Origin of the sequence: Streptomyces sp. NBC_00388 (genome assembly GCF_036061255.1) — a bacterium.
GTDB lineage: Bacteria > Actinomycetota > Actinomycetes > Streptomycetales > Streptomycetaceae > Streptomyces.
In genome coordinates, this window is the sequence record NZ_CP107948.1 from 420,976 (window position 1) to 442,495 (window position 21,520).

22 protein-coding genes and 2 pseudogenes are annotated in these 21,520 nt (G+C 69.3%); 15 read left to right on the forward strand and 9 right to left on the reverse strand.

All coding sequences use genetic code 11. The features are described from left to right. Window positions 1-79: 79 nt before the first annotated feature. A complete protein-coding gene (locus tag OG917_RS02000; RefSeq protein WP_328315743.1) occupies window positions 80-802 on the reverse strand; it encodes a TetR/AcrR family transcriptional regulator in 723 nt (240 codons plus the stop codon). 56 nt (window positions 803-858) lie between these two features. Here OG917_RS02000 and OG917_RS02005 point away from each other — a divergent pair, with 56 nt between their 5' ends. Further along, on the forward strand, window positions 859-2,439 hold the full coding sequence (locus tag OG917_RS02005) for an FAD-dependent monooxygenase (protein ID WP_328315744.1): 1,581 nt from the start codon (window positions 859-861) through the stop codon (window positions 2,437-2,439). Between the two features lie 154 nt (window positions 2,440-2,593). Then, window positions 2,594-3,532, forward strand: coding sequence for an ADP-ribosylglycohydrolase family protein (locus tag OG917_RS02010; protein ID WP_328315745.1), 939 nt, complete (start codon window positions 2,594-2,596; stop codon window positions 3,530-3,532). Window positions 3,533-3,701: 169 nt separating this feature from the next. Here the strand turns inward: OG917_RS02010 and OG917_RS02015 are convergent, their stop codons facing one another. Next, on the reverse strand, window positions 3,702-4,682 hold the full coding sequence (locus OG917_RS02015; RefSeq protein ID WP_328315746.1) for a hypothetical protein: 981 nt from the start codon (window positions 4,680-4,682) through the stop codon (window positions 3,702-3,704). A 331-nt stretch (window positions 4,683-5,013) separates the two neighbouring features. On the opposite strand from OG917_RS02015, the pseudogene OG917_RS02020 reads away from it, so the two are divergent. After that, window positions 5,014-5,208 (forward strand): annotated as a pseudogene (locus OG917_RS02020) (nuclear transport factor 2 family protein); the annotation flags it as partial. A gap of 277 nt (window positions 5,209-5,485) precedes the next feature. Continuing rightward, a complete protein-coding gene (locus OG917_RS02025; RefSeq protein WP_328315747.1) occupies window positions 5,486-5,716 on the forward strand; it encodes a hypothetical protein in 231 nt (76 codons plus the stop codon). A gap of 74 nt (window positions 5,717-5,790) precedes the next feature. Here OG917_RS02025 and OG917_RS02030 read toward each other — a convergent pair whose 3' ends face one another. After that, the gene (locus tag OG917_RS02030) at window positions 5,791-6,654 is read right to left on the reverse strand and encodes a MerR family transcriptional regulator (protein ID WP_328315748.1); all 864 of its coding nucleotides are present in this window, start codon (window positions 6,652-6,654) and stop codon (window positions 5,791-5,793) included. Window positions 6,655-7,144: 490 nt separating this feature from the next. Between OG917_RS02030 and OG917_RS02035 the strand changes: the two genes are divergently transcribed. Continuing rightward, complete coding sequence (locus OG917_RS02035; protein WP_328315749.1) at window positions 7,145-7,747, forward strand: cysteine hydrolase family protein; 603 nt, start codon at window positions 7,145-7,147, stop codon at window positions 7,745-7,747. 304 nt (window positions 7,748-8,051) lie between these two features. Further along, window positions 8,052-9,176, forward strand: a complete 1,125-nt coding sequence (locus OG917_RS02040; protein WP_328315750.1) for a hypothetical protein — start codon at window positions 8,052-8,054, stop codon at window positions 9,174-9,176. 112 nt (window positions 9,177-9,288) lie between these two features. On the opposite strand, the gene OG917_RS02045 is transcribed toward OG917_RS02040, so the two are convergent. Next, window positions 9,289-10,230: an MBL fold metallo-hydrolase gene (locus tag OG917_RS02045; protein WP_328315751.1), complete on the reverse strand. Its 942-nt coding sequence runs from the start codon at window positions 10,228-10,230 to the stop codon at window positions 9,289-9,291. Window positions 10,231-10,410: 180 nt separating this feature from the next. On the opposite strand from OG917_RS02045, the gene OG917_RS02050 reads away from it, so the two are divergent. Then, window positions 10,411-11,100 carry a TetR/AcrR family transcriptional regulator gene (locus OG917_RS02050; RefSeq protein WP_328315752.1) on the forward strand — a complete coding sequence of 230 codons (690 nt, stop codon included), beginning with the start codon at window positions 10,411-10,413 and terminating at the stop codon, window positions 11,098-11,100. A 129-nt stretch (window positions 11,101-11,229) separates the two neighbouring features. Here the strand turns inward: OG917_RS02050 and OG917_RS02055 are convergent, their stop codons facing one another. Together OG917_RS02055 and OG917_RS02060 are read right to left on the reverse strand one after the other, a co-directional pair. Further along, window positions 11,230-11,880 carry an HAD family hydrolase gene (locus OG917_RS02055; protein WP_328315753.1) on the reverse strand — a complete coding sequence of 217 codons (651 nt, stop codon included), beginning with the start codon at window positions 11,878-11,880 and terminating at the stop codon, window positions 11,230-11,232. Between the two features lie 130 nt (window positions 11,881-12,010). Next, window positions 12,011-12,469: a MarR family winged helix-turn-helix transcriptional regulator gene (locus OG917_RS02060; RefSeq protein WP_328315754.1), complete on the reverse strand. Its 459-nt coding sequence runs from the start codon at window positions 12,467-12,469 to the stop codon at window positions 12,011-12,013. A gap of 63 nt (window positions 12,470-12,532) precedes the next feature. On the opposite strand from OG917_RS02060, the gene OG917_RS02065 reads away from it, so the two are divergent. After that, complete coding sequence (locus OG917_RS02065) at window positions 12,533-12,901, forward strand: VOC family protein (protein ID WP_328315755.1); 369 nt, start codon at window positions 12,533-12,535, stop codon at window positions 12,899-12,901. A gap of 546 nt (window positions 12,902-13,447) precedes the next feature. Here the strand turns inward: OG917_RS02065 and thpR are convergent. Beyond that, window positions 13,448-14,038: an RNA 2',3'-cyclic phosphodiesterase gene (gene thpR, locus OG917_RS02070; RefSeq protein ID WP_328315756.1), complete on the reverse strand. Its 591-nt coding sequence runs from the start codon at window positions 14,036-14,038 to the stop codon at window positions 13,448-13,450. Between the two features lie 587 nt (window positions 14,039-14,625). On the opposite strand from thpR, the gene OG917_RS02075 reads away from it, so the two are divergent. Then, window positions 14,626-14,832 (forward strand): hypothetical protein, encoded by a 207-nt coding sequence (locus OG917_RS02075; protein WP_328315757.1) that lies wholly within the window; start codon window positions 14,626-14,628, stop codon window positions 14,830-14,832. A gap of 362 nt (window positions 14,833-15,194) precedes the next feature. On the opposite strand, the gene OG917_RS02080 is transcribed toward OG917_RS02075, so the two are convergent. Both OG917_RS02080 and OG917_RS02085 read right to left on the reverse strand, forming a co-directional pair. Continuing rightward, window positions 15,195-15,740, reverse strand: coding sequence for a hypothetical protein (locus tag OG917_RS02080; RefSeq protein WP_328315758.1), 546 nt, complete (start codon window positions 15,738-15,740; stop codon window positions 15,195-15,197). Window positions 15,741-16,002: 262 nt separating this feature from the next. After that, complete coding sequence (locus OG917_RS02085; protein WP_328315759.1) at window positions 16,003-16,446, reverse strand: hypothetical protein; 444 nt, start codon at window positions 16,444-16,446, stop codon at window positions 16,003-16,005. A gap of 386 nt (window positions 16,447-16,832) precedes the next feature. Between OG917_RS02085 and OG917_RS02090 the strand changes: the two genes are divergently transcribed. From OG917_RS02090 to OG917_RS02115, 6 genes and pseudogenes are all read left to right on the forward strand, one after another. Further along, entirely contained in the window at window positions 16,833-17,522 is a 690-nt protein-coding gene (locus OG917_RS02090) for a HemK2/MTQ2 family protein methyltransferase (protein WP_328321599.1), read from the forward strand. Beyond that, window positions 17,506-17,694 (forward strand): annotated as a pseudogene (locus tag OG917_RS30610) (CDGSH iron-sulfur domain-containing protein); the annotation flags it as partial. The gene OG917_RS02090 and the pseudogene OG917_RS30610, both read left to right, overlap by 17 nt. A gap of 113 nt (window positions 17,695-17,807) precedes the next feature. Beyond that, the gene (locus OG917_RS02100; RefSeq protein WP_443059050.1) at window positions 17,808-18,845 is read left to right on the forward strand and encodes an iron-containing redox enzyme family protein; all 1,038 of its coding nucleotides are present in this window, start codon (window positions 17,808-17,810) and stop codon (window positions 18,843-18,845) included. Window positions 18,846-19,067: 222 nt separating this feature from the next. Next, window positions 19,068-19,877, forward strand: coding sequence for an alpha/beta fold hydrolase (locus tag OG917_RS02105; RefSeq protein ID WP_328321601.1), 810 nt, complete (start codon window positions 19,068-19,070; stop codon window positions 19,875-19,877). Beyond that, window positions 19,877-21,133, forward strand: a complete 1,257-nt coding sequence (locus OG917_RS02110) for a PP2C family protein-serine/threonine phosphatase (RefSeq protein ID WP_328315762.1) — start codon at window positions 19,877-19,879, stop codon at window positions 21,131-21,133. The genes OG917_RS02105 and OG917_RS02110 overlap by 1 nt, the downstream gene beginning before the upstream one ends. Then, complete coding sequence (locus OG917_RS02115; RefSeq protein WP_328315763.1) at window positions 21,130-21,489, forward strand: STAS domain-containing protein; 360 nt, start codon at window positions 21,130-21,132, stop codon at window positions 21,487-21,489. The genes OG917_RS02110 and OG917_RS02115 overlap by 4 nt, the downstream gene beginning before the upstream one ends. Window positions 21,490-21,520 lie beyond the last annotated feature (31 nt).

Sequence of the window (21,520 nt, forward strand, 5' to 3'; positions counted from 1 at the left end):
CACGAGAGTCGTCCTGCACCGTCGTGACACATCCCCTCACCCGGCCCCCGATACGGGCAGGCCTGGTGGACGGCAGAAGCTACCGGGCCGTGAGGCCACCGATCATCACGCCGAGGGTGAAGTCGAATCGATCGTGGCCCTCGCCGGCGGTCAGCTCGGCGGCGTGGCTGGTCGTGTGGGGGAAGACCTCGACAGGGAGAGCGGCGAACCGCCGGAGCAGTTCGTCCCGGTCGAAGACCCAGGCGGCGTCCTCACTCGCTGATCGCTGACGCACGATCGACACCTCAAGACAGTAGGCGGCCACGTACAGCAAGAGGGCGTCGATGGCCCAGGCGGCAGCCCGCGGGGCGACACCGCCGGCGAGGAGGATGCCCAGCATCCCTTCGCTGACCCGCACGATCTCCAGGTCGGTGGGGCCCATGGCGAGCGCTGCGCGGGAGATTCCGGGGTACCTCAGGTACTGATCGCGCACCTGGGCACATACATCGCGGATCTGGTCGCGCCAGACCGCGGTATCGGGCTCGGGCAGCACCAGCCCGGCACACAGCCGCCCGATGAGCAGCTCGTCGAGGTCGGCCTTGTTGACCACGTGGGCGTAGAGCGAGGCGGGCCCGGTGTCGAGCGCGCCGGCCAGCCGGCGCATGGTCAGCGCGTCGTATCCCTCCGCGGCGATGACGGTCAGCGCGGTGTCGATGACCTGGTCCACGGTGATGGGGGCCCTTCGGCGCCGGGGCGTGGGGCCGGCCGGGGCGCCGGGGGCCGGTGGCTGATGGCGCGCCGCGCGCCGCTCTCTCGGGTTCACCACACCACTATAACTTGACACGAACACCGTTCGTACGTAGAACGGTGTTCGTGTCAATGACTATGAATGTGAACCAGGACGTGGACGTAACGGTGGTCGGAGCGGGCCCGGTGGGCCTCGTACTCGCCGCCGAGCTGGCGCTCTCCGGGGCGACGGTGCAAGTGATCGAGCGACTGGCCGAGCCGGACGAATCGATGAAAGCCGGGGCCATCAACGTGCCGACGGCCGAGGCGCTCGACCGCCGCGGCCTGCTGCCCGCGGCAGAACAGGTACAACGAGAGATGCTCGAACGGGTGGGGTCGTTCGTTCCCGTGGTCGACAAACAGCGGCCGGACGGAGCCCTGCGGCCGCGCAGGCCGCAGTTCACCGGGCATTTCGCGGGCATGGTCCTCGACCCCGGCCTTGTGGACGATTCCGATCCCGACCTCGCCGCACACACCGCGGTCTCGGGGGCGAGGATGGTGCCGCAGCGTGAGCTGGAGCAGCTGCTGGCCGCCCATCTGGTGCGACTCGGCGTTCCGGTACATCGCGGTGTCGAGGTCACCTCGTTCGAGGACACCGGCGACGGCGTGCGCCTCGACACCAGCGCCGGCCCGGTGCGCACCGGGTGGCTGGCCGGGTGCGACGGCGGGCACAGCACCGTACGCCGCCTCGCGGGCATCGGCTTCCCCGGCACCGACCCCGAACTCACCGGCCATCTCGGTGTCGTCGACATCGCCGACCCGGAGAAGCTCGCGAGCGGATGGGTGTGGTCGACCGAGGGGGCATACCGCTACGGGCCGCAGCCGGGCCGGGTGGTGACCGTGGAGTTCGACGGTCCGCCCGCCGACCGCTCGGCGCCGGTCACCCTTGAGGAGTTGCAGACCAGTCTGCGCCGGGTCTCGGGCACCGACGTGACACTGACCGCGCTGCGCGGAACCGCTACCCGCTGGAGCGACAACGCGCGTCAGGCCACGACCTACTGGTCGGGGCGGGTACTTCTGGCCGGCGACTCCGCACACGTCCACTCGCCATTCGGAGGGCAGGGGCTCAACCTCGGGTTCGGGGACGCGATGAACCTCGGCTGGAAGCTCGGCGCCGTGGTCTCCGGGTGGGCGCCGGAGGGGCTGCTCGGCACCTACGACGCGGAGCGCCGTCCCCTCGGCGCCTGGGTACTGGACTGGACGCGTGCGCAGATCGGGGTGATGCGAGGAGATGCCAAGTCGGCAGCGCTCCGGGAGGTTGTCGCCGATTTGCTGAGCACTCGGTCGGGCACGACCTACGCGGTCAAGAAGATCTCAGGAGTCACCCAGCACATCGACCTGCCCGGTGACCACCCGCTGGTCGGCCGGTTCGCCCCCGACCTCTGGCTGAGGGACGGATCCCGGCTGGCCGACCACGGTCACGACGGTGGGTTCCTGCTGCTCGACCGCACTCCGGACGGTGCGTACGCCCGCCTCGCAACGGCCTGGGCCGGGCGCGTGAGCAGCGTGACCGACGACCACGCGGCGCCCGCCGGGGTGCTGGTACGCCCGGACGGGGTGGTCGCCTGGGCCTCCGACACCACCGACACCACAGCTGCCACCGGCCTCGAAGCCGCCCTGCACCGATGGGCCGGCGCGCCTTCTCGCTCACCCGGGTTCGAGCCGGTGGGATGACCCCCTGACCGTGCCACTTCTCCAACTGCCCCACAAGGTGGGCGCCCTTGCTCGCACCGATCCCCTCCTCGCCACGCGGATCGGGTCAACGCCCCTGCTGCCAGCGGCTCGTGTGCTGGTGCGTCGGGTGTTGTGACGCCGATACCCTGCGCCAATGAAGCACATAGAACGAGGCATCGCGGCGGTTGTGGGCTCAGCAGTCGGCGATGCTCTGGGAGCCCCTTTCGAGTTCGGCCTCCGGGGTGACTTCTCTGCCCGGTTCCCGGAACCAGGGGGTGGCGGCGAGATGTGCGGAGGCGGTGGCTGGGAACCTGGCGAGGCCACGGACGACACACAGATGGCCGTTCTGGTCGCGGAGTCGCTTCTGCAGCGGGGCGCACTGGACTTGCCGGACATCTTCGCCCGCTTCCAGCAGTGGGCGGCGGGTGAACCGAAGGACATCGGCCTGCAGATCGAGGACGTTCTGACCAACGGGATGCCGTGGGATCTGGCCGCCCCGCATCACTTCCGGGGCAATCACCGGGCAGCCGGCAACGGCTCCCTGATGAGAGCCTCGACATCTGCCGTCCACTTCGCGCGTGCCGGGCAGTCGGCCACCATGGATGCCGCCCGGCGCATCGCCGCTCTCACCCATGGCGACCGTGCCGCCTGGGAGGGCACTGCCGTGTTTCACGAACTCATCCGCCGGACCCTGACGGGCTCCGATCCCCGCTGCGCCCTCCCGGACACTCTGGAACTCGTACACCCTGACCATCGCGGGCGCTATGCCACCGTCCTTGCCCCCGACTGGCATCCCGGCCGGGCCACGGAGTTCAACGGGGCCGTGTGGCCTTGTCTTGGATCGGCCGTCTGGGCCCTGCGCACCACACACACCTTCGAGGAGGCGATCCGTGCGGCGATCGACATCGGCGGCGATACGGACACCGTCGCTGCGGTCACCGGAGGTCTCGCGGGCGCACTCTACGGACTGGACGCGATCCCAGCCCGCTGGACAGAGCCGTTGCACGTCCCCCTGCCCGGGTTCGGGGGACGGGTGTTGCGGCTGGGCGACCTGAGCACCCTTGCGCGGCGTCTCGGGCGCGAGTCGGACTGACGCGATCCACCCCGGGAGCCCGGCCCGGGAGCCGGCGACGACAGGATCGTCGCCGGCGAGAGCAGCGGAGCAAGTGCCGTCGGCGCCGAGGTGCACGGCGCAACGCTCACAGGCCCGTTACGCGCCTCTGCCCGGGGGCGAGGCCGCGTGCAGCCTGGACGGCGGCCCGTCAGCCGACGGTCTTCCAGTGGTCGTAAGCGCTGACCATCTGGTAGGTGCGGTCAGGGCAGTAGAACGAGCTGTTGGGCGAGTCGTACGTCGTGTCGGAGTTGCTCGATGACGCCGCAGACCAACTCCCGTTGATCCGGACCGATATGTTGCTCGACTCGAACGTCAGGCCCGCCATGGCGTCGCATGCGTAGGAGCTCCCCGAGCTGCCGACCTGGGAGTACAGCTCGTTGATGTCCCAGCCCGTGTTACGGCCCGACTGATTCTGTCCGGACTGGGTGAAGAGGGTGTCCCAGGACCCCGTCCGGTAGTTGTACAACGCGGCTGTCCAGGAGTTGGTGGCCGCGTCGGTCTTGATGACCCGCCCTGTGTACGCGCTGGAGCCACCGTCCGTGTAGGTGCCCAGGAACGTGCTGTCGATGGGCACCGATGCTTCGAAGGCGACGCTGTTGCACCAGTCCCAGGCCGAGACCGAGGGGCCGGAAGTCGTGTAGACCGTGACCAGTTCGACGCACGAGCCGCCGGCCGGGTACATCGTGGGGGTGTAGATCGTCGTGGAACCGTCCTGGACGTTCAGCTGAGTGGACACGGACTGGGTGGCACAGGAGCCGTCGCTGCCGTCGATCGCTTTGAAGGAGGTGCCCTGGGCCGGGTGGATGTCCGTCAGCAGTCCGCGGGCGCCGGAATCGCGGCCCAGCGGGCCCTTGCCTGCGATCCCGGCGGCCGGATAGCCGCGGGCCGCACGGTGCTGTCCGGTCAGGCTTGAGAGCTGGTGGTGGACCTGGTCGCGGGAGAGCGCCCCGCGAACTGCGCGGCCGGACCCGGCGGCTGAGGAGGTGCAGACGTTCGCTGCCTGTGGCCGCACGGTGCCGCCGCGGCCGGCAGACGGCGCAGCGGTGGCAGAGGCGCTGCCGAGACCGCAGGTCAGGATCAGAACAGTGGTCGCGCCGAGAGCTGCCGCGGCGGATGTCAGACGTCTCATGAGGTGCGTTCCTCTCAAGGGTGGGGCCAAGGAGTACGCAGAAACCATGCTCATGACAGGACACCGAGTCAATCAAAACGAACAATCTTGTCCAGCTCTTGCCCTTTAACTGTCAGGAGGGGAAATCGGCGATCGGGTTGCTGCGGCCGCCCAGGGAGCACACGGTCCTGTCCCGGGGTACGGAACCGGTGCCGACCACTGCCCGCACGGTCGCGCACGGTCGCCGGCCCCCGTCGGCGTGCATACCACTGGGGCCCACCCGGGCCCCGCACGGACGGTGCACAGACGCGCGCCCGCGCGGTCGGCGCTCTACGGTGAGAGGTCCCCCCCCCTCGACGTCGTCGCCGGCGACGACGTCGCTTACGCACATGCCCTGCTGCGTTGCGGGACGCCGCAGGAGCGCGCCGGCCATCCGGAGAACCGTCTGCGGCTCACCCGCGGGCTCCGCAAGGACGAGGGGCGATGGCTCGTGGCACACGAGCACCACTCGTTCCCGGACAGTAGCGATCCGGACAGCGGCGACTGAGCGCGCTCCGGGCCTCCGCACAACGGGACCGCCCAGCCCCCCCGCCGAACAACAGCGGGAGAAGTACGATCGCCTCAGCCGGAGCTCCGGGGCACGGGCGTTCCGGCGCTCAGGGACGGGGCGACATCAGTGCCGCCGGGCCCCGGGGCGGCCGCCGTTGCGCCGGATCGGGTACGCGCCGTGTCCATCGACACCCCGGCGCGTTTGTACGAGTATGACTCCAACGCGACGAATTGCCACCTGTCTCGCTCTAGTTGCCGCCCTCCCCTGCCTCGCCATGACGTCCGCACACGCCGCCGACGCCGCCGGCCAGGCCGGACCGAAGGTGAACCCTGTCGGCGAGCTCGATGCCATCGCCACGACCGGCATTCCGGCCAAGTACGCCGCTCAGCTGCCGAAGGTGAAGAACCAGCTGACCGGCTTGAACCACCTGAGCGAGCTGAACCAGTTGCACCAGCTCACGGACCAGGCGGCGCCGGTACTCAATCTCGTCAACGCCGTGGAGTGAGGCCGTCGGCGGGAGAGCCCCACGGCCTCCCGCCGACCTGACCCGTCACGGTCCGGGTTCGCCGACCTGACGCGTCACCGTCCGAACCCTTCACCCTTCGGACCAGGGACGTCCGGCTGGGCCCGGGTGACCGGCGCCTGCAGTTCCGTCACCCAGCCGTCCCGGTTCTCGGGGCACTCCAGGTTGATCTCGCGCGGGTACCCGGCGGACCGGTAGCCGTTGGCGTCCGTCCAGCGGGCCAGCAACTGGGCGGTCGGCAGCACCGTGTCCATCGATCCGCGGTGCACGATGGTCGCCGCCTGGTCGAGAGGCGGCAGGTCGAGGATCTGGAAGGCTCCGCCCTGGAGCGGCGCGGACACCTGGACAGCAGCGTGCACGCTGATCCTGCCGCCCCCCTCGGGTGCATCCTCGTAGTAGGCGACACCGGGGCCCGTGGGGGCGATACCCGCAACGCCCAGGTGCCGGAACAGCTCGTCGTAGAGCGGGCCGATGACCCGGCCGATGGCCTCCGGCTCGAAGCTCGCGGCGATTGCGGTCAGCTCCGCCACCCGGACGGCGGGGACGCTCTTGATGACAACGTCGTTCGTGGGCATGTGGCCCTCGCTCTCGATCGCTCGGAGCCTCGCCTCGACCTGAACCAGCCGCGCTCCCGCTGCCGCCACCGCGGCCTCCAGTTCGGCGCGCCGCAGCCGCAGCATCCCGCGCAGTTCCCCGGCGCAGACCTTCTCGTCCACGATGTCGCAGACCTCCTGGAGAGTGAATCCGAGGTCCTTGAGCGCGATGATCCGGTTCAGGCGGGCGAGCTGAGCGGCGGTGTAGTAGCGGTAACCGCTGGAAGGGTCGACATGGGCGGGGCGCAGCAGACCGGTCGCGTCGTAGTGGCGCAGCATCCGGACCGAGACACGGCCGTGCCGGGCGAAGTCTCCGATGATGAACATGATGTCTCCGAGCTGACCGCCTGACACGGTGTGAGGGTCAAGACCCTACGCGGCGGCCTGGAGGCGACAGACCCCAGGACGAGTGCCGTCCGAGCGATCACGGCGGCGGTCGAGATCAGGCCGCCGGACGCCGGGAGCCGGTGACTTCCGGGCCTGGCTGACCGCCGGTCCGACAGGACCGGTTGCCGGGAGAATCGGCCGGAGGCGGACGCGGGCGTGCGAGGGGAGCACAGGACAACACCGGCCCGCGCGGGGGCCGTTCCCGGTTCCCGCGCAGGTCCGGATGGTGTCCTGGCCGAACAAGACCGTCGCGGCGTCGCTTCCGATCCGCGACCCTCGTGCGCTCCACACCAGCGATGTCCGGATCTGCATGTTGGATGACATTGCTGACGCTCCCTGACGGCCCGTAGCTTTCTAGCCATGGCCCGCCGAGCGGGTGGGCCACGGACCCCGGCATGAATACCGGCTAGAATCCCGAGGTGGTACCCCCATGTCTACGACGACTCTGCGCGAGCTCAACGGCTTCGACGAGACGCCCGCTTCACTCACCGACGCGACGCTGATCCTCGTCGACTACCAGAACACCTACGTCGGCGGCGTGATGGAGCTGGAAGGCTGGCAGGCCGCCCTCGACTCCGCCGCCGCACTGCTGGAGAAGGCCCGCCAGGCAGGCACGAAGGTCATCCACGTCATCAACGACGGCGGCGAGGGCACCCCGTACGACATCCGCGCCGAGATCGGCCGCATCCACCCCGCCGTCGCCCCGGCCGAGGGCGAGCACATCGTCGTCAAGACCGCCCCGGACGCCTTCGTAAACACCGACCTGGGCGAACACGTCGACGCCGCAGGACACAAGGACCTCATCATCGCCGGATTCATGACGCACATGTGCGTCACCTTCACCGCACAGGGCGCCTTCCTGCGCGGAAACCGGCCCACCGTCGTCGCCGACGCCTGCGCCACCCGCCCGCTCCGCTCCGCCGGCACCGAGGGCGGCACCGACCTGAGCGCCGACCAGATCCACCACAGCGCCCTCGCCACCATCACCGACCTCTACGGAACCGTCATCACCTCCGCGAAGTCCCTGGTCTGAGTGCACCGGGCCGTTCGGAGCGGCTGGTGAGACCAGCCGCCGGGCTCGGCCCACGCTCGTCCCCAGGAGCAGCTTGCCCTTGGACGCCCCCCCCACTTCCCCCTGGCCCCCTGCCCGTTCGCGTGGGCGAGCGTCATGGCGGGCGGAAGCACCAGGGCCTTTCGTTCGGATCGTGCCGGGCTCCCGGCATCCTTTTCGGCCCCCCATCCCTCCCACCCCCCAGGAGTGACCGAATGAACGCGTTTCACCTCCCCCACGGAATGACGGAAAACCCATCTTTTGAATCCGCAGGGAGAAACAGATCATGGCCACACGTAGACAGTTCATAGGCACCGCTTCCGCAGTCGGCGCCGTCACGCTCCTCGCCGCTCCCCCGTCGGCTGCCGCGGACACAGCCACGGCCGTGGTGAACCCGGAGCGGCAGGCACGCGACGCGATTCTCGCGGTCAACAGCGGTATGAGATCGAACTACGCCGTGCTCAAGTCCGATCTGATCAAGTACCTGAGCCCGGTCATCGTGGTTCAGAATGACGCCAAGGGCGGCAAATTCACCCTCATCCACAACGGGACACAGGAATCGGTCAATCCGGTCTCCGAGGTGTTCGAGCTGGCGAAGTCGATCAGTCACGTGCCTCTCGGTATCTTCTCGACCGTCGCGCCCTACCTGAGTGACAAGGTGCCGAACCTGCCCCACGCCGAGCGCATCGACCCGCACGACTTGAAGATGGTCGCCTTCAAGGGGACCGGCACCACCGGCTGGATCAGCCCGCTTCAGGCGTTCGGCGCCACTCTCACGACGGCCCGCCAGCAGCTCGACAAGGCGAACGTGCCCCAGGAGATGGTGGTTTCGTTCACGAAGCTCCTTGATGCCGCCCTGAACTTCATCGATGTCTCGGTGAAGAGCAAGTCCTTCGACATGAAGTCGTTCGAGGACTTCTCGGGCAGCGTGTACGGCAACATCCGCACCAACATGAAGTACGCCGCGGATGCCCAGATCGCCGGCGTCCAGGCCATCATGAAGAAGTGGCGGACCAAGATCGGTGAAGAGGGGTGGAAGGACCTGTACACCGTCGTCCTGTCGCAGTGGACCACTTCCGTCCTGAACCAGAACTCGATCATCATCAAGCCCTGCATGAACCCGGCCAAGGTGGATACCCATCTGATCGACCTGCCGGCCGTCGAATTGCCCAAGGACCCGATCTTCGTCGCTCTGGACAACCTTGCCCGGATCGTCCAGGACAATATCGCCGCCGAGATGGTATTCCCCGTGGACCAGGAAGTCGCCGACGCACTCAAGGGGAAGCAGGATCTGCTCTCCGACGAGATCCTGGACCAGCTCGGCGCCGTGACTCCCGGCGTTCGGCAGTCCTCCGCCGCATCGTCGGGCGATGTCTGCCCGTTCCAGAAGGCGCAGGCAGCCCAGGCGTGAGGCGTGGCCGAAAGGCCTCTTGGGAGTGACACCTGCCGCCGACGGAGCCAGGCGAGCGTGGCCCCCGCCGGCGGCAGGGCGGGCCCGGAGTACGCCCCGGGCCCGCTGTCGGTCAGCGCAGGTTCTCGGCAGTACCGCCCGCGCCGGGGACGGCGAGCCGGTCGGACAAGCCCTGGTCCGCGAAGGCCCTCACCAGAGTCGGCATCTTCTGCGAGTAGATGTTCCAGCTGTCGGTGTGCACCGGCACGACCTTGCGCGGGTCGAGGTCCTTTGCGACGATCGCCGCCTTCTCGGAAGTCAGCGTCAGGGGGGCATTGTTGAGGATCGCGGGGGTGCGCGCGGCTCCCGCGAAGAGGATCGCGGTGTCGATCGGGCCGATGTCCTTCTTGATCCGCTCGCCGGCCTTCTTCGCCACCTTCACCGAGGCGTTGTCCCCGGAGATGTAGGTGGTGGGCACGCCGGCGCCACTCAGTACGAAGCCGGTCACCTCCCCGTCCGCGCCCCGGTCGACCCCGTCAGGTCCGTGCAGAGCAGGGACAGCGGTCACCGTGATGGTCGTACTGCCGGTCCTGAGTTTGTAGGAGTCCCAGCTCCTGAGCCCCGTCACATGGGCGCCGAGCCGCCGGTGGGCACCCGGGGTGGAGAGCACAACAGGGATGTCCTTGAGGAGCTTCCGCCCGGAGTCGTCGAGGTTGTCGTCGTGCTGGTCGTGGGAGAGGAGGACGGCATCGATCTTCCCGATGCGGTCGATCCCGATCGCGGGCCCCTGCGTCTTCACGAGGCCGCTCTTGTACGTCTTCGGCGGGTCGAAGGTCGGGTCGAGGAGGATCCGCGAACCGGCGATCGTCACGATCGTGGTGGGGCCTCCGATATGCGTCACGGTGAAGGGCCGCGACGACAGGGCCGCGGCGCTCGCATCCGGGGACGCCGAGCCCGCCGGACGCCTGCCCGCTCCGCCACCGGCGGCGTCGTCACCGCACGCGGCGAGCACGGCAACCCCTGCGGCGGCAGCGGCCACCATGATCGCGGCGCGACGGAGCTGTGCATGGTTCATCAGGTCACCAGTGGCTTTCGTCAGACGGGTCGGGGCATCGGGAGCGATCCCCCCGATGATGTAATCAAAGCTAACACATCACGTAATCACTGATTCCAGAAGCGGGGTGGACGCCGCCCCTGCCCGCGCCGACGGGTCGTGACGCGACAAGGCCGGTGTGAGCGGCGCTATCGTGAACTCATGCCTGCCGCACGCGACCGCATCCTCCAAGCCGCCTCGGATCTCCTCGCCACGAAGGACGCCCTGGACATCTCGACCCGGTCCATCTGCGAGCGGGCAGGCGTCGGAATGCCGGAGATCTACCGGCAGTTCGGCGACAAACAGGGTCTCCTGGCAGCCGTGGCGGATCTCGGGTTCGAGCGATTCCTCGCGAACAAGAGGAGGAACCCGGTCACCGCGGACCCGGTCGCGGACCTCCGTACGGCGTGGGACAGCCATGTCTCCTACGCGCTGAGGAACCCGCACCTCTACCGGCTGATGTTCATGCCTCTGGGCGAGCCCAAACCCCAGGCGGTGGGTGACGCCCAGGCGGTCCTGCACTCCGCGGTGCTCCGCTGCCGCGATGCCGGGCGGCTGCGTATCGCGGCAGAGCTCGCGGCGCAGTCGATCATGGCGGCGAATGTGGGCGTGTGCCTCATGGCGCTGTCCTTCCCGGAGCTGTTCGGCGGACCCGGGATCTCTCATTCGGTACGTGACGCCGTCATCGGCAGGGCCGTGGGCGACGAGCCCGCAGACGCGCGGGTGACCTCGGCGACAGTCCTCACCCGCGCGCTCCTCGGAACGCTCACCGGGTCGGCGCCTGTGAACACCGGGACGCTCGACGACCTGGCCAAGGCGCTCGGCGAGGCACCGTCCGGCACCGACGGCTGAGCGGCAGCGGGCAAGGTCGCGAAGGGCCCGGCCGGGCCATGGGCCGGTGACCTGGTTCCCTCACTCCCGCCGCGCCGGTGCCACGACCGCACCGCGCAAGCATTCACGGGCCCGGCCGAGGGCGGCGGATCACGCCCTGGAGATCAGACCCGGCAGCTCACGCATGTCGTCGAAGACCACGGTGCCCGGCCCTTGCAGCCACTCCGCCGGCGTGAGACCGCCGCAGTAGCCGAAGGCACGCATACCGGCGGCGCGGGCAGCCTGGACACCGTAACGGCTGTCCTCGACCACGGCGCAGACCTCGGGGGCGAACCCCATGTTCCGTGCCGCGTGAAGGAAGAGGTCGGGCGCAGGCTTGCCGGCTGCCACCTCCGCAGCACTGTGGATACGGCCTTCGAAGCGTGAGTACAGCCCGGTCAGGCCCAGAGTGTGGCGAAGGCTGTCATGGCCGCTGCTGGAGGCCACACAGGTGGGCAGCAGGATCTCGTCGAGAGCCTCCACCACACCGTCGACCGCGGTGAGTTCCGCTTCCATGGCCTCGCGGTACAGCTCACGCTGCTCCGCCTCCCACCCGTCCGGGAGCCGGCGACCCAGGTGCTTCTCGATGTCCCTGATCATGTCGGCATGCGAGCGGCCGACGAATCGTTCGACGACCTCGGCCTCGCCGAGTGGCCAGCCCAGCGCCGCCAGGCTCATCGCATCCACACGTACGGCGATGCGCTCGCTGTCCACCAGAACGCCGTCACAGTCGAATATCACGAGTTCAACGGGCTTGATCACTCCTGCATGCTACGGGGCCGCGCCACTCGACAAGAAGGTGCGGGTGGGGAGTTCCGGGGTCGCCCGCACGGATTTTCACGCTCGGCCGCACTCCCGTCCGGGCGCGGTGAGACGTGCGCCGAGGAAGGAGCTATGCGCCGTCGTCGCCATCACGCAGGGAATGGATCATGCTCTGCAGGATCCGGAACGCGGCTGACTGCTCGGCCCCGGTCATCCCGGCCAGCATTCTGACCTCGACGGACCGGACCGCTACGGTCGCTTTCTCCAGGCTCTGCCGGCCGCGCGGCGTGAGCCGCGCGGGGAGGACCTTCCCGACGGGCGCCTCCGCAGGCCTGATCACGTAGCCGTCTCGTTCCAGGGCCTGGAGCAGCACGTTCATGGACTGCCGTGTCACGAACGCGCCGCGCGCGAGCTCGGAGTTCGACAAGCCCGGCCGTTGAGCCAGCAGTTCGAGACAGGAGTAGTGCGTCACGCTCATACCGAGTGGCCGCAGCACCTCATCCATGGCTGCGCGCAGGGCGCTCGAAGCCTCTTTCAGCAGGTAGCCCAGTGATTTGTCCAGGTCGACGCCGGCACCGTTTTGACTCATGTCAGGATTCTGACATACGTTGATCCATGTCAGGAATCTGACACAACGAAGAGGAGCATCATCATGCCCGCCACCGGTCCCGATTTCATCTCGCTCCAGGCGCGCGACCTCGACGCTTCGCAGGCGTTCTACGAGCAGTACCTCGGCCTCGTCCGCTCGCAGGCCGGACCTCCGCACGCCGTCGTCTTCGAGACGGAGCCGATCGCGTTCGCACTCCGCGACCTCGTTCCCGGCACCGACCTCGCATCCGTTCCCCAGCCCGGCGTCGGTGCCGCGATCTGGCTCCACGCCACCGACGTCCAGGCCATCCACGATGCTCTCGCCGCCGACGGTCACACCATCGTCTCCGCACCGATCGACGGCCCGTTCGGCCGGACGTTCACCTTCGCCGACCCCGACGGCTACCACGTCACTCTCCACGACCGCGTCTGACACGGCCCACGCCAGAGTGCCGGGCACCGGCGCCGGATTGCTCAGCGACCGCCAACACGCCTGACTCACCCACGTATTCACCGCCGATGAGCACGCTACGGCCGGGGCAGCCGGGGCACCTGACCGAGTCGACTCGGCAGAACACGGAAACAACGCACCGCCGACATGCCGGAGTGCTTCCACCGACCCGGCACGTCCGACAGCCGGCCGGGGCCGCCCGCGGCCGGCTCGCCGCCCCCCGGGGCGCTGCCACCGGCTTCCGCGAGGACCGACTACGTCACCCTCACCCGTTCCGATCTCCCCAACGGGGCCTGCCATCAAGCATGTTGCGTCAAGGGAAGCCGCTGTTCCGCGGAGATTCGACCCGCAGCCGAATCGCCGGGGAACGCATCGACTTCCACCCCCTGTAAATCCTTGTGGGCGGACGAGGCAGGCCGCTGAGTACGGCGATGCTGTGACGTCCCGAATTCGCCCCTCCCCGGCGACAGGCCCTCCGAGAGCAACGCACCGTCCGCGCGTGCTGCGGCACTCCGAGTTCCAGCGCTCCTACGTGGAGCTCCCGCTGCCGAAGGTCCAGGCCTCGATGTCGCGGTAGAGGATCGGTCCGCGGCTACGGCCGGCGTTACTGCCGACCAGGTGAAGGCGTTCGGCGGGCCAGCGGCGGCCACTGAATCGTGCGAGTCCTCCGGCGATCTCTCCTGCCGAGGTCTGATCCCCCCTGCGGGCACGGGCCAAGGTGAGATGAGGCCGCAGAGGCCGGTCCTCGAAGACGACACCGCAGCTCTTGACAGCGGTGCGGACGTCGGCGGCGAGCATGTGCAGCCCGTCCAGGTCGCCGTCGAGTCCGCTCCACAACACCCGGTCGTCGAAGGTGCCGCTGCCGCGCAGTGCCAGAGACAGTGGCTGGTGGCCGGCGGCGAGGCCGGCCAGCGGCAGTCTCAGCAGCGGCACCGCCTCGACCGGCAGCTCCCCGAGGAACGCCAGGGTGATGTGCCAGTCCTCCACGCGGTTCCACCTCACATGAGGGTGCGTGTCGTAGGCAGGGCGGAGCTCCCGGGCCAGTTCGTCCTTGGCGTCATCAGGAGGGGCGAGGGCGATGAACACCCGGACGGTCGCGTGCTGAGTCTGTTCGTCCACACCCGACTTCGTACCGCACCCCGGCGAATGACGCGAATGCCCGGTGCGGCAGGAAAGGGGCGCGCGGTCGCCGCACCGCGGAAGCCACATCCGGGGTGCGGGATCAGGCCCGAGCCGCTGGGACGCGAGGCCGGGATGGATACGCGGGCCGGCCCGCGCCGAACCGGTTCCGCCCGGCGAGCACCGCACCGGAGAGCGCGCACGAGATCCGGGGCCGGGGTCTGCAGAGACGCGCATGCACAGGGAAGTTGTCGCCGTTCCCGGAGGCGCCGCGCGGATCTCCACCCGACGCGACAGAACCGCCTGTGGCCGACGTGACGTCACAGAGGCAGGTGTCCCGTATTCTTCGACAGCAGCACCAGATGATCTGTGATCAAGAAGCGACCATCGACATCTGCCGGTCAGTTGGCGACGGCGCGCGTACGCAAGCGCCCGATCGCCGCGCAGGGTGGTCAGACATGACATCGGCCGCCCCCGTGCCGGCACGCAGCACCCATTGACATCGTGGTCCGCGGGTACACCCCGACGGCCCGCCCCACCGTGTCGCGGCAGTTGCCCGGCGCTCCCTCACCCTTCGGATGGTCTCCATGCAGGCTGACTCGCAGCACACCGCTTCCCCCCGGCCCTGGAGTGACGCGCGATCCGCGACGGCGCACGGCGTACAGCCGCAGTACCACGGCCTTTTCGTCGAACCGCAGTCCTTCCCGGAGGACTTCGCCGACTCAGAGGAGGAGGACACCCCTCCGCTCCTCCTGCCGGACCCGATGGGACCGCGCTCGCAGGGCCGGGCGTAGTCCTGTCCAGCGGCAGCCCCGGCGGCGAGCTTCCGTAGGACGGACAGGGGGTCGTGCGGATTCACCCCGCTCCGAGCGGCAGAGGACCCATGGGTGCTTCTGCCGCCCGGAGTCTCCATGCACCCGCTGGAGTCCCCATGCGCCCGCTGACGCGCCGTGCGGAGAGCGCCCGTCCTGCGTGGCATCACACGGACTGCGACCCGGCGGATCCGCGTCGGCCGCGGAGAGGATCCGCCGCCCTGTGCCGGGCGGCTGCCCGCACCACCCGTCGGGCGAGCTGTCGCAGGCGGAGGCGTTCTCCAGCGGCCCGGGCGGAGACCGTCATCGGAGAGGGGCCGCCCGGCCTCCGATGAGGCGCCGCATCACAGCCAGCCGGCGTTCTCGATGACTTCGGCGGCGATCTCGCCCACCGGGCGCAGGCTTACGTCAACAGTGAAGTCATCGACCTCTGCGTGGTCCAGGATCGCTGCCAGCTCTCCGGCCCTGGCGAGATGCCATCGCAATGCCTCGGGCTCATTCTCGTGACGCCGTACGAGCCGGTCATGAATCACCGGCAACTCGCCCCGGAGCCGGCACACCGACAACTCGATACCGAGGGCATCACCGCACCGCTTCCGGCCGTCCGCGTCCTCCATCACACCGGCCATCACCAGACGCGTCGCGCCGGCAGCGAGATAGTTCCCGGCGACACCGCGCAGATTCCGCAGCATCATGCCGACATTGAAATTGAAGCGGTCACCCGCCGGCGCAGGCCACGACTGGCTCAGCCCGTCCAGGTCGATGACGGCATGGGGCACCCCGGCGTCAGCGAGAAGGCCGCCGACGGCCTCGGCCACCGAGGTCTTGCCGACGCCGACGGTGCCGTTGATCAGCAGAGCGCGGGGCTCCGGAGAACTCTCTGCGTGCATACCCGAGACCCTACGACTCCGTACAGATACCCGGGCCCGGCGGCGGGGTCCGCCCGTATCGGCGCGGTGCCGTTCCGATTCCGGGGCCGGGAGAGATCAGCAGGCCGAGGCCGCCGGGAGGCAAGTCAGCGGGGTCCCCCGCACACGTGGCCGGCGGTATTCGCGAGCGGGCCGGCGCCGCACAGAGGCCGCTCCGGGCATGTCCGTGAGACACGATCGCCCGGACACTGCCCCGCCCTCCGGGATGGGTTCGCCGTGCCGCTCAAGGGCGGGCGGTGTGGTCGGGGTGGTTCCGTGTGCGGCGGGCCTCTTTGAGCTCCGCTTCGTACAGATGCCTGCGGCCTGCGGCGAGTTCCTGCCGGATCTGCGTCTCGACATCCACGAACGGCTGGTAGTAGGTGGCGTTGTACGCCTCGACGACCTGGAACGTCCAGCAGCCGGGAATGACGTTGCGTCCCATGATCTCCCGCTCCACGACCTCTGCCTGCTGGGGGTGGCCGGCTGCCCGCAGTTGCGTAACCGCCTTGTCCAGAGCCAGGTCCGCGCCGCCGGTCAGCTGGTGGAAGGCGTACAGGTGCCCCCGGGCCCGCTCCACCGTCTCAAGGGCCTCCGACAACGAGCCCAGGGCCTCGACCGTCGCGTCACTGACACCGTCGGGCCTCACATGCTCGTCGGGCGCCTTCCGGTCCTTCGTGGGTTCGCTCATGCCACCGATACTGCATCCCGCTGTGCCGTTCGGAGACTGTTTGCGGGGCGCGCCTCCCGGGCCGCTCCGATGTCCTCCGGGGTACGCGCCGGGTCCGGGGCCGGTGACATCGCGCGCTGCCGGTGAAGCTGTTCCGGAGCGCTCCGGGCCGGCCGGTCCGCGTCAGGGTTGGTGTGCGGGACTCGTGCGGCGGGGCACTCGCTCGACCGAGGTGGTTCCGTCACAGGTCGCACGAAGCCGGCAGTCGGTACGAATGGGCGCATCGTTGCACCTCACGCATCGTTGCACCTCACGGGCCCAGCAGAGAACGGATGGCCATGCACGAGTGGCACCACCGCACCGACTGGGCGAGCCTGGGAGGGGAGCCGTCCAGCTCAGGAGGCACCATGGTCACGGCGCAGGACGCACCCTCAGTATCGTGGGAAGGCAGAATTCTCCGCCTCCCCGGCGTATATGCGGCACAGGCCGACAGTTCCTTTCTCGCCTCCGCCATGCACCGTGACCTCATACGTCCTGGAACCGACCTTCTGGACCTGTGCACGGGCAGCGGAGCAGTGGCCCTGCACGCCGCCCGGCTCGGAGCGCGCGTCACCGCCGTGGACATCAGCCGCCGGGCAGTGGCATCGGCCAGGCTGAACGCCGCTCTCGCCCGCCTGCCGGTCGCCGTACTGCGGGGAGATCTGATGGCGGCGCTTCCCGGCCGCACCTTCGACGTACTGGTCAGCAATCCACCGTACGTACCCGCGCCGAGCCTCTCGGTGCCACGCAGAGGCGCGCGCCGCGCCTGGGATGCCGGGCTCGATGGCCGGATTCTCATCGACCGGATATGCGAAGCCGCTCCCGGCGCACTCCGCCCGGGCGGACAGATATTCATGGTCCAGTCAGGACTCGCCTGCCCCGAGAAGACGCTGCACCGGCTGAACCGTGCCGGAATGAGCGCCTCGGTCAGCCATCGCATGACCGTCCCCTTCGGGCCCGTGACGTGCGGACGGCTGGCCTGGCTGCGAGACCGCGGCCTCGTCCCGGCGGACACGGACAGTGAGGAATTGGTGATCATTCATGCCCGGAAGGAATGAGGAACCCCGGCGCGTGGCGGTGGACCGCAACGGCCCGCTCCTGATGGAAGGGCCGGTGGAGGTCACCACCCCCGAGGGGGACGTCGTCGTCTCCGAGCGTTTCGTCGTGGCCATCTGCACCTGCTGCCGGAGCCGCACCTACCCCTGGTGCGACACCAGCCACCGCCGCCGGGGACCCGCTCCCGCCGCAGGCGCCAGCGGCCCGTCCCCGGGCTGCGCCGAGGACGCAGGTGAGACCGTCGCACGCGGCGCAGGCGGGGCGGACGCAACAGCGAAGGGCATCGAATCGTGACCGTTCCACCGGCCGTGGACTCCACTCGCACCGCCGTCTCCCCCGGCCTTCCGCAGGCACGGGGGGCCCTCTCTGCCAGTCTCGTCGCTGTTCTCAGCGGCCGGGAGTCCACTCTGCCCAGCGACGCGGACATCCGGCGTACCGACCCCTACGGCGACGACCTGCAGCTTGTTCTGTACGCCCTCTACGAACTCCATTACCGCGGCTTCGCGGGCGTGGCCGACGAGCTGGAATGGCACCCCGGTCTGCTGCGGGTACGCGCTGCCGCCGAGGCTGTCTTCCTGCGGGCGTTGCGGGAGGACACCGCCGGCGGCAGCGACGTTCAGCAGAGCGTGGACGCTCTCCTGGTGGAGCCGGTCGGGGACGGCGGACAGAGCGTGAGCCACTATCTGCAGCGCGAGGGTGCGCTGTGGCAGCTGCGTGAGTACGCGGTGCTGCGCTCGCTCTACCACCTGAAGGAAGCCGATCCGCATCTGTGGGTCGTGCCCAGGCTCAGGGGCAGGGCGAAGGCGGCCATGGTGGCCATCGAGTTCGACGAGTTCGGCGCGGGCAGGGCGGAGAACATCCATGCTCGGCTGTTCGCCGATCTGATGGCGGACCTCGGGCTCGACCCGGCCTACGGGACCTACCTCGACCTCGCTCCCGCCGAGGTCCTGGCCACGGTGAACCTGATGTCGCTGTTCGGACTCCACCGGTCACTGCGCGGCGCGCTGGTCGGGCAGTTCACCACGGTGGAGGTGACTTCGTCACCGGGATCGCGGCGATTGGCCAAGGCCCTGCGCCGTGCAGGTGCGGGCAAGGCTGCTCAGCGGTTCTACGACGAACATGTGGAGGCCGACGCGGTGCACGAACAAGTGGTCCGCCGCGACGTGCTCGGTGGGCTGCTGAAGGACGAACCGCACCTCGCACCCGACATCGTCCTCGGCATCCAGACCACCGAACACCTGGAGGACCGCCTCGCAGGCCACCTCCTGTCCGCCTGGCGCAAGGGGGCCACCGCACTGAGAACACCCGCCACCAGCACCGTATGAGGCCCCCGAGAGGCGCCCGCGCGCACAGGGCCGCTCCGGGCGAAGGCCCGGCCCCGCACCCACCACAGCTGTACCCGGCGGCGCCCGCCCACTCGCCCACCCGTCGAGGGCCCTTTCTCACGCGCCGTGCGTCGTCTCCGCTGCGTGTTCCGGGTGGGTCACGTCGCCGACATCGGGAAGCGGGACCGCGCGCGAGCGCCACTGTCTGCGACGATGGATCGTATGGATGTGCGGAGCAGGAACCACGTGACGGTGACCGGCAGGCCCGGTGGTCCTGTGGTGATGCTGGCACACGGGTTCGGATGCGATCAGAACATGTGGCGGCTGGTGGTGCCGCTGCTGGAGGGTGATTTCACCGTGGTGCTCTTCGACCACGTGGGCGCGGGGCGTTCCGATCTGTCGGCGTGGAGCGAGGAGCGTTACTCCACCCTGGGCGGTTATGCCGAGGACATCCTGGAGATCTGCCGTGAGCTGGCGCTCGGCCCGGTGACATTCGTGGGGCACTCGGTGAGCGCGATGATGGGCGTTCTGGCTGCGGCCCGCGAGCCGGAGGCCTTCGCCGGTCTGGTACTGCTGGCTCCTTCCCCGCGTTTTGTCGATGATCCGGATGCCGGCTACCGGGGAGGGTTCACCGCCGGGGACATCGACGAGCTGCTGGAATCACTGGATGCGAACTATCTGGGGTGGTCGGGCACCATGGCCCCGGTGATCATGGGCAATCCCGAACGTCCGGAACTGGGCGAGGAGCTGACCAACAGCTTCTGCCGTACCGACCCCGACATCGCCCGGGTCTTCGCCCGCGTGACCTTCCTGTCCGACAACCGGCGGGATCTCGCACAGGTGACGGTTCCGACCCTGGTCGCGCAGTGCTCCAGCGACGTGCTGGCCCCACGCGAGGTGGGCGCCTTCGTGCAGGCGCAGATTCCGGGCAGCCGGCTGGTGACGCTGAACGCCACGGGCCACTGCCCCCAGCTCGCTGCCCCGGAGGAGACCGCCACCGCGATCGCGTCGTTCGCCGGACCCGGCCGATGATGTGCAGTCCCCATGGCGACGGCGAGGGCCCTTCCCAGGGAGCTCCCGGTGCTGACGAGGCGGCGTTCTCGGCGCTGTTGGAAGACAGCGCCGAGGACTTGTACGAGCACGCGCCGTGCGGCTTCCTCTCCACCCTCCTCGACGGCCGGATCGCGAAGATCAACACGACCCTGCTGGGCTGGCTCGGCTACGAACGGGACGATCTGGTGGGTCGCAGAACGTTCTCCGACCTGCTCACCGTCGGTGGCCGTCTCTACCACGAGACCCACTTCGCGCCGCTCCTGAACATGCAGGGCGAGGTCAGCGGCATCGCCCTCGAACTGAAGGCCGCCGACGGCAGCCGCCTGCCGGTCCTGGTGACCTCCACCGTCCGTACCGGCAGCGACGGGCAGCCGCTGCTGATCCGCACCACCGTCTTCGACGCCCGCGACCGCCGCGCCTACGAGACCGAGCTGCTGCGCGCACGCCAGGAATCGGACAGCGAACGTGAACGCCTCAAGCGTCTGAACACCACGCTGCAACAGACGCTGCTGCCGCCCACTCTGGTGAACGTGCCCGGACTGGACGTCGCCGCGTACTACCACATCGCCTCCACCGACGAGGTCGGCGGCGACTTCTACGACCTCTTCCCACTCGCCGCCGGATCGTGGGGGTTCTTCCTCGGTGACGTATGCGGCAAGGGCGCGGCCGCTGCGGCCATCACCTCCCTGACCCGCTACACACTGCGCGCCGCCGCTGTCTACGACGCGGACCCGCGCGCCGTCCTCACCAATCTCAACACGGTGCTGAATCACGAGTACAACGGCGACGACCCGCGCTTCTGCACCGTCCTCTTCGGCCTGCTCACGCCCATCGGCGACGAGCGCGGTTTCCAGGTGACCCTGGCCAGCGGGGGCCACCCCCCGGCCCTGCTCATGCGCGCCGACGGCCGGGCCGAATTCCTGTACACGCCCGGCGGCCAGCTCATCGGCGTTCTGCCCGACGCCGACATCGCGACCACCACCATCCGGCTCGGGCCCGGCGACACTCTGCTCCTGCACACCGACGGCCTCACCGAAGCCCACTCCGCCAGTGCGGGAGGCCGTTACGGCGACGACGCCCTTCTGGAGTTCGCCCAGACACTGTCACCCACCACCGCGCACGATGCCGTGGCCGCGATCCGGGACCTCCTCGACACCTTCGGCCCGGGCGTGGACGACGACACCGCCGTGCTGGCCCTCAACGTGTCGCCACTCGCCAGTGAGGAGCAGGAGTGAACCGCGGCCTGACCGTCCACACCCGCACCACCCCCGCAGGTCCGGTCATCGAACTGGCAGGAGACCTGGACCACTACAGCGCGCCGCAGGTACGGGCGCTGCTCCACGGCCTCGTGCTCGGTCCGGGCCAGCAGCTCGTCGTCGACCTCGCCCGGCTCACCTTCTGCGATTCCAGCGGCATCACGGTCCTGATCGCCGCACGGAACCACACGCTCGCGGCGGACGCGGCCCTCGTTCTGGCGGCGGTGCCCGACCGCGTCAGCCGTATGTTCCGCGTCATCGGCCTGGAGACGGTCTTCCCCACTCGTCCCACCGCGCAGGCAGCCGAAGCTTCCTGGGCGCCGCCGGCTCCCTGACCCGCGGAACCGCACAGCCACAGGCTCCGGA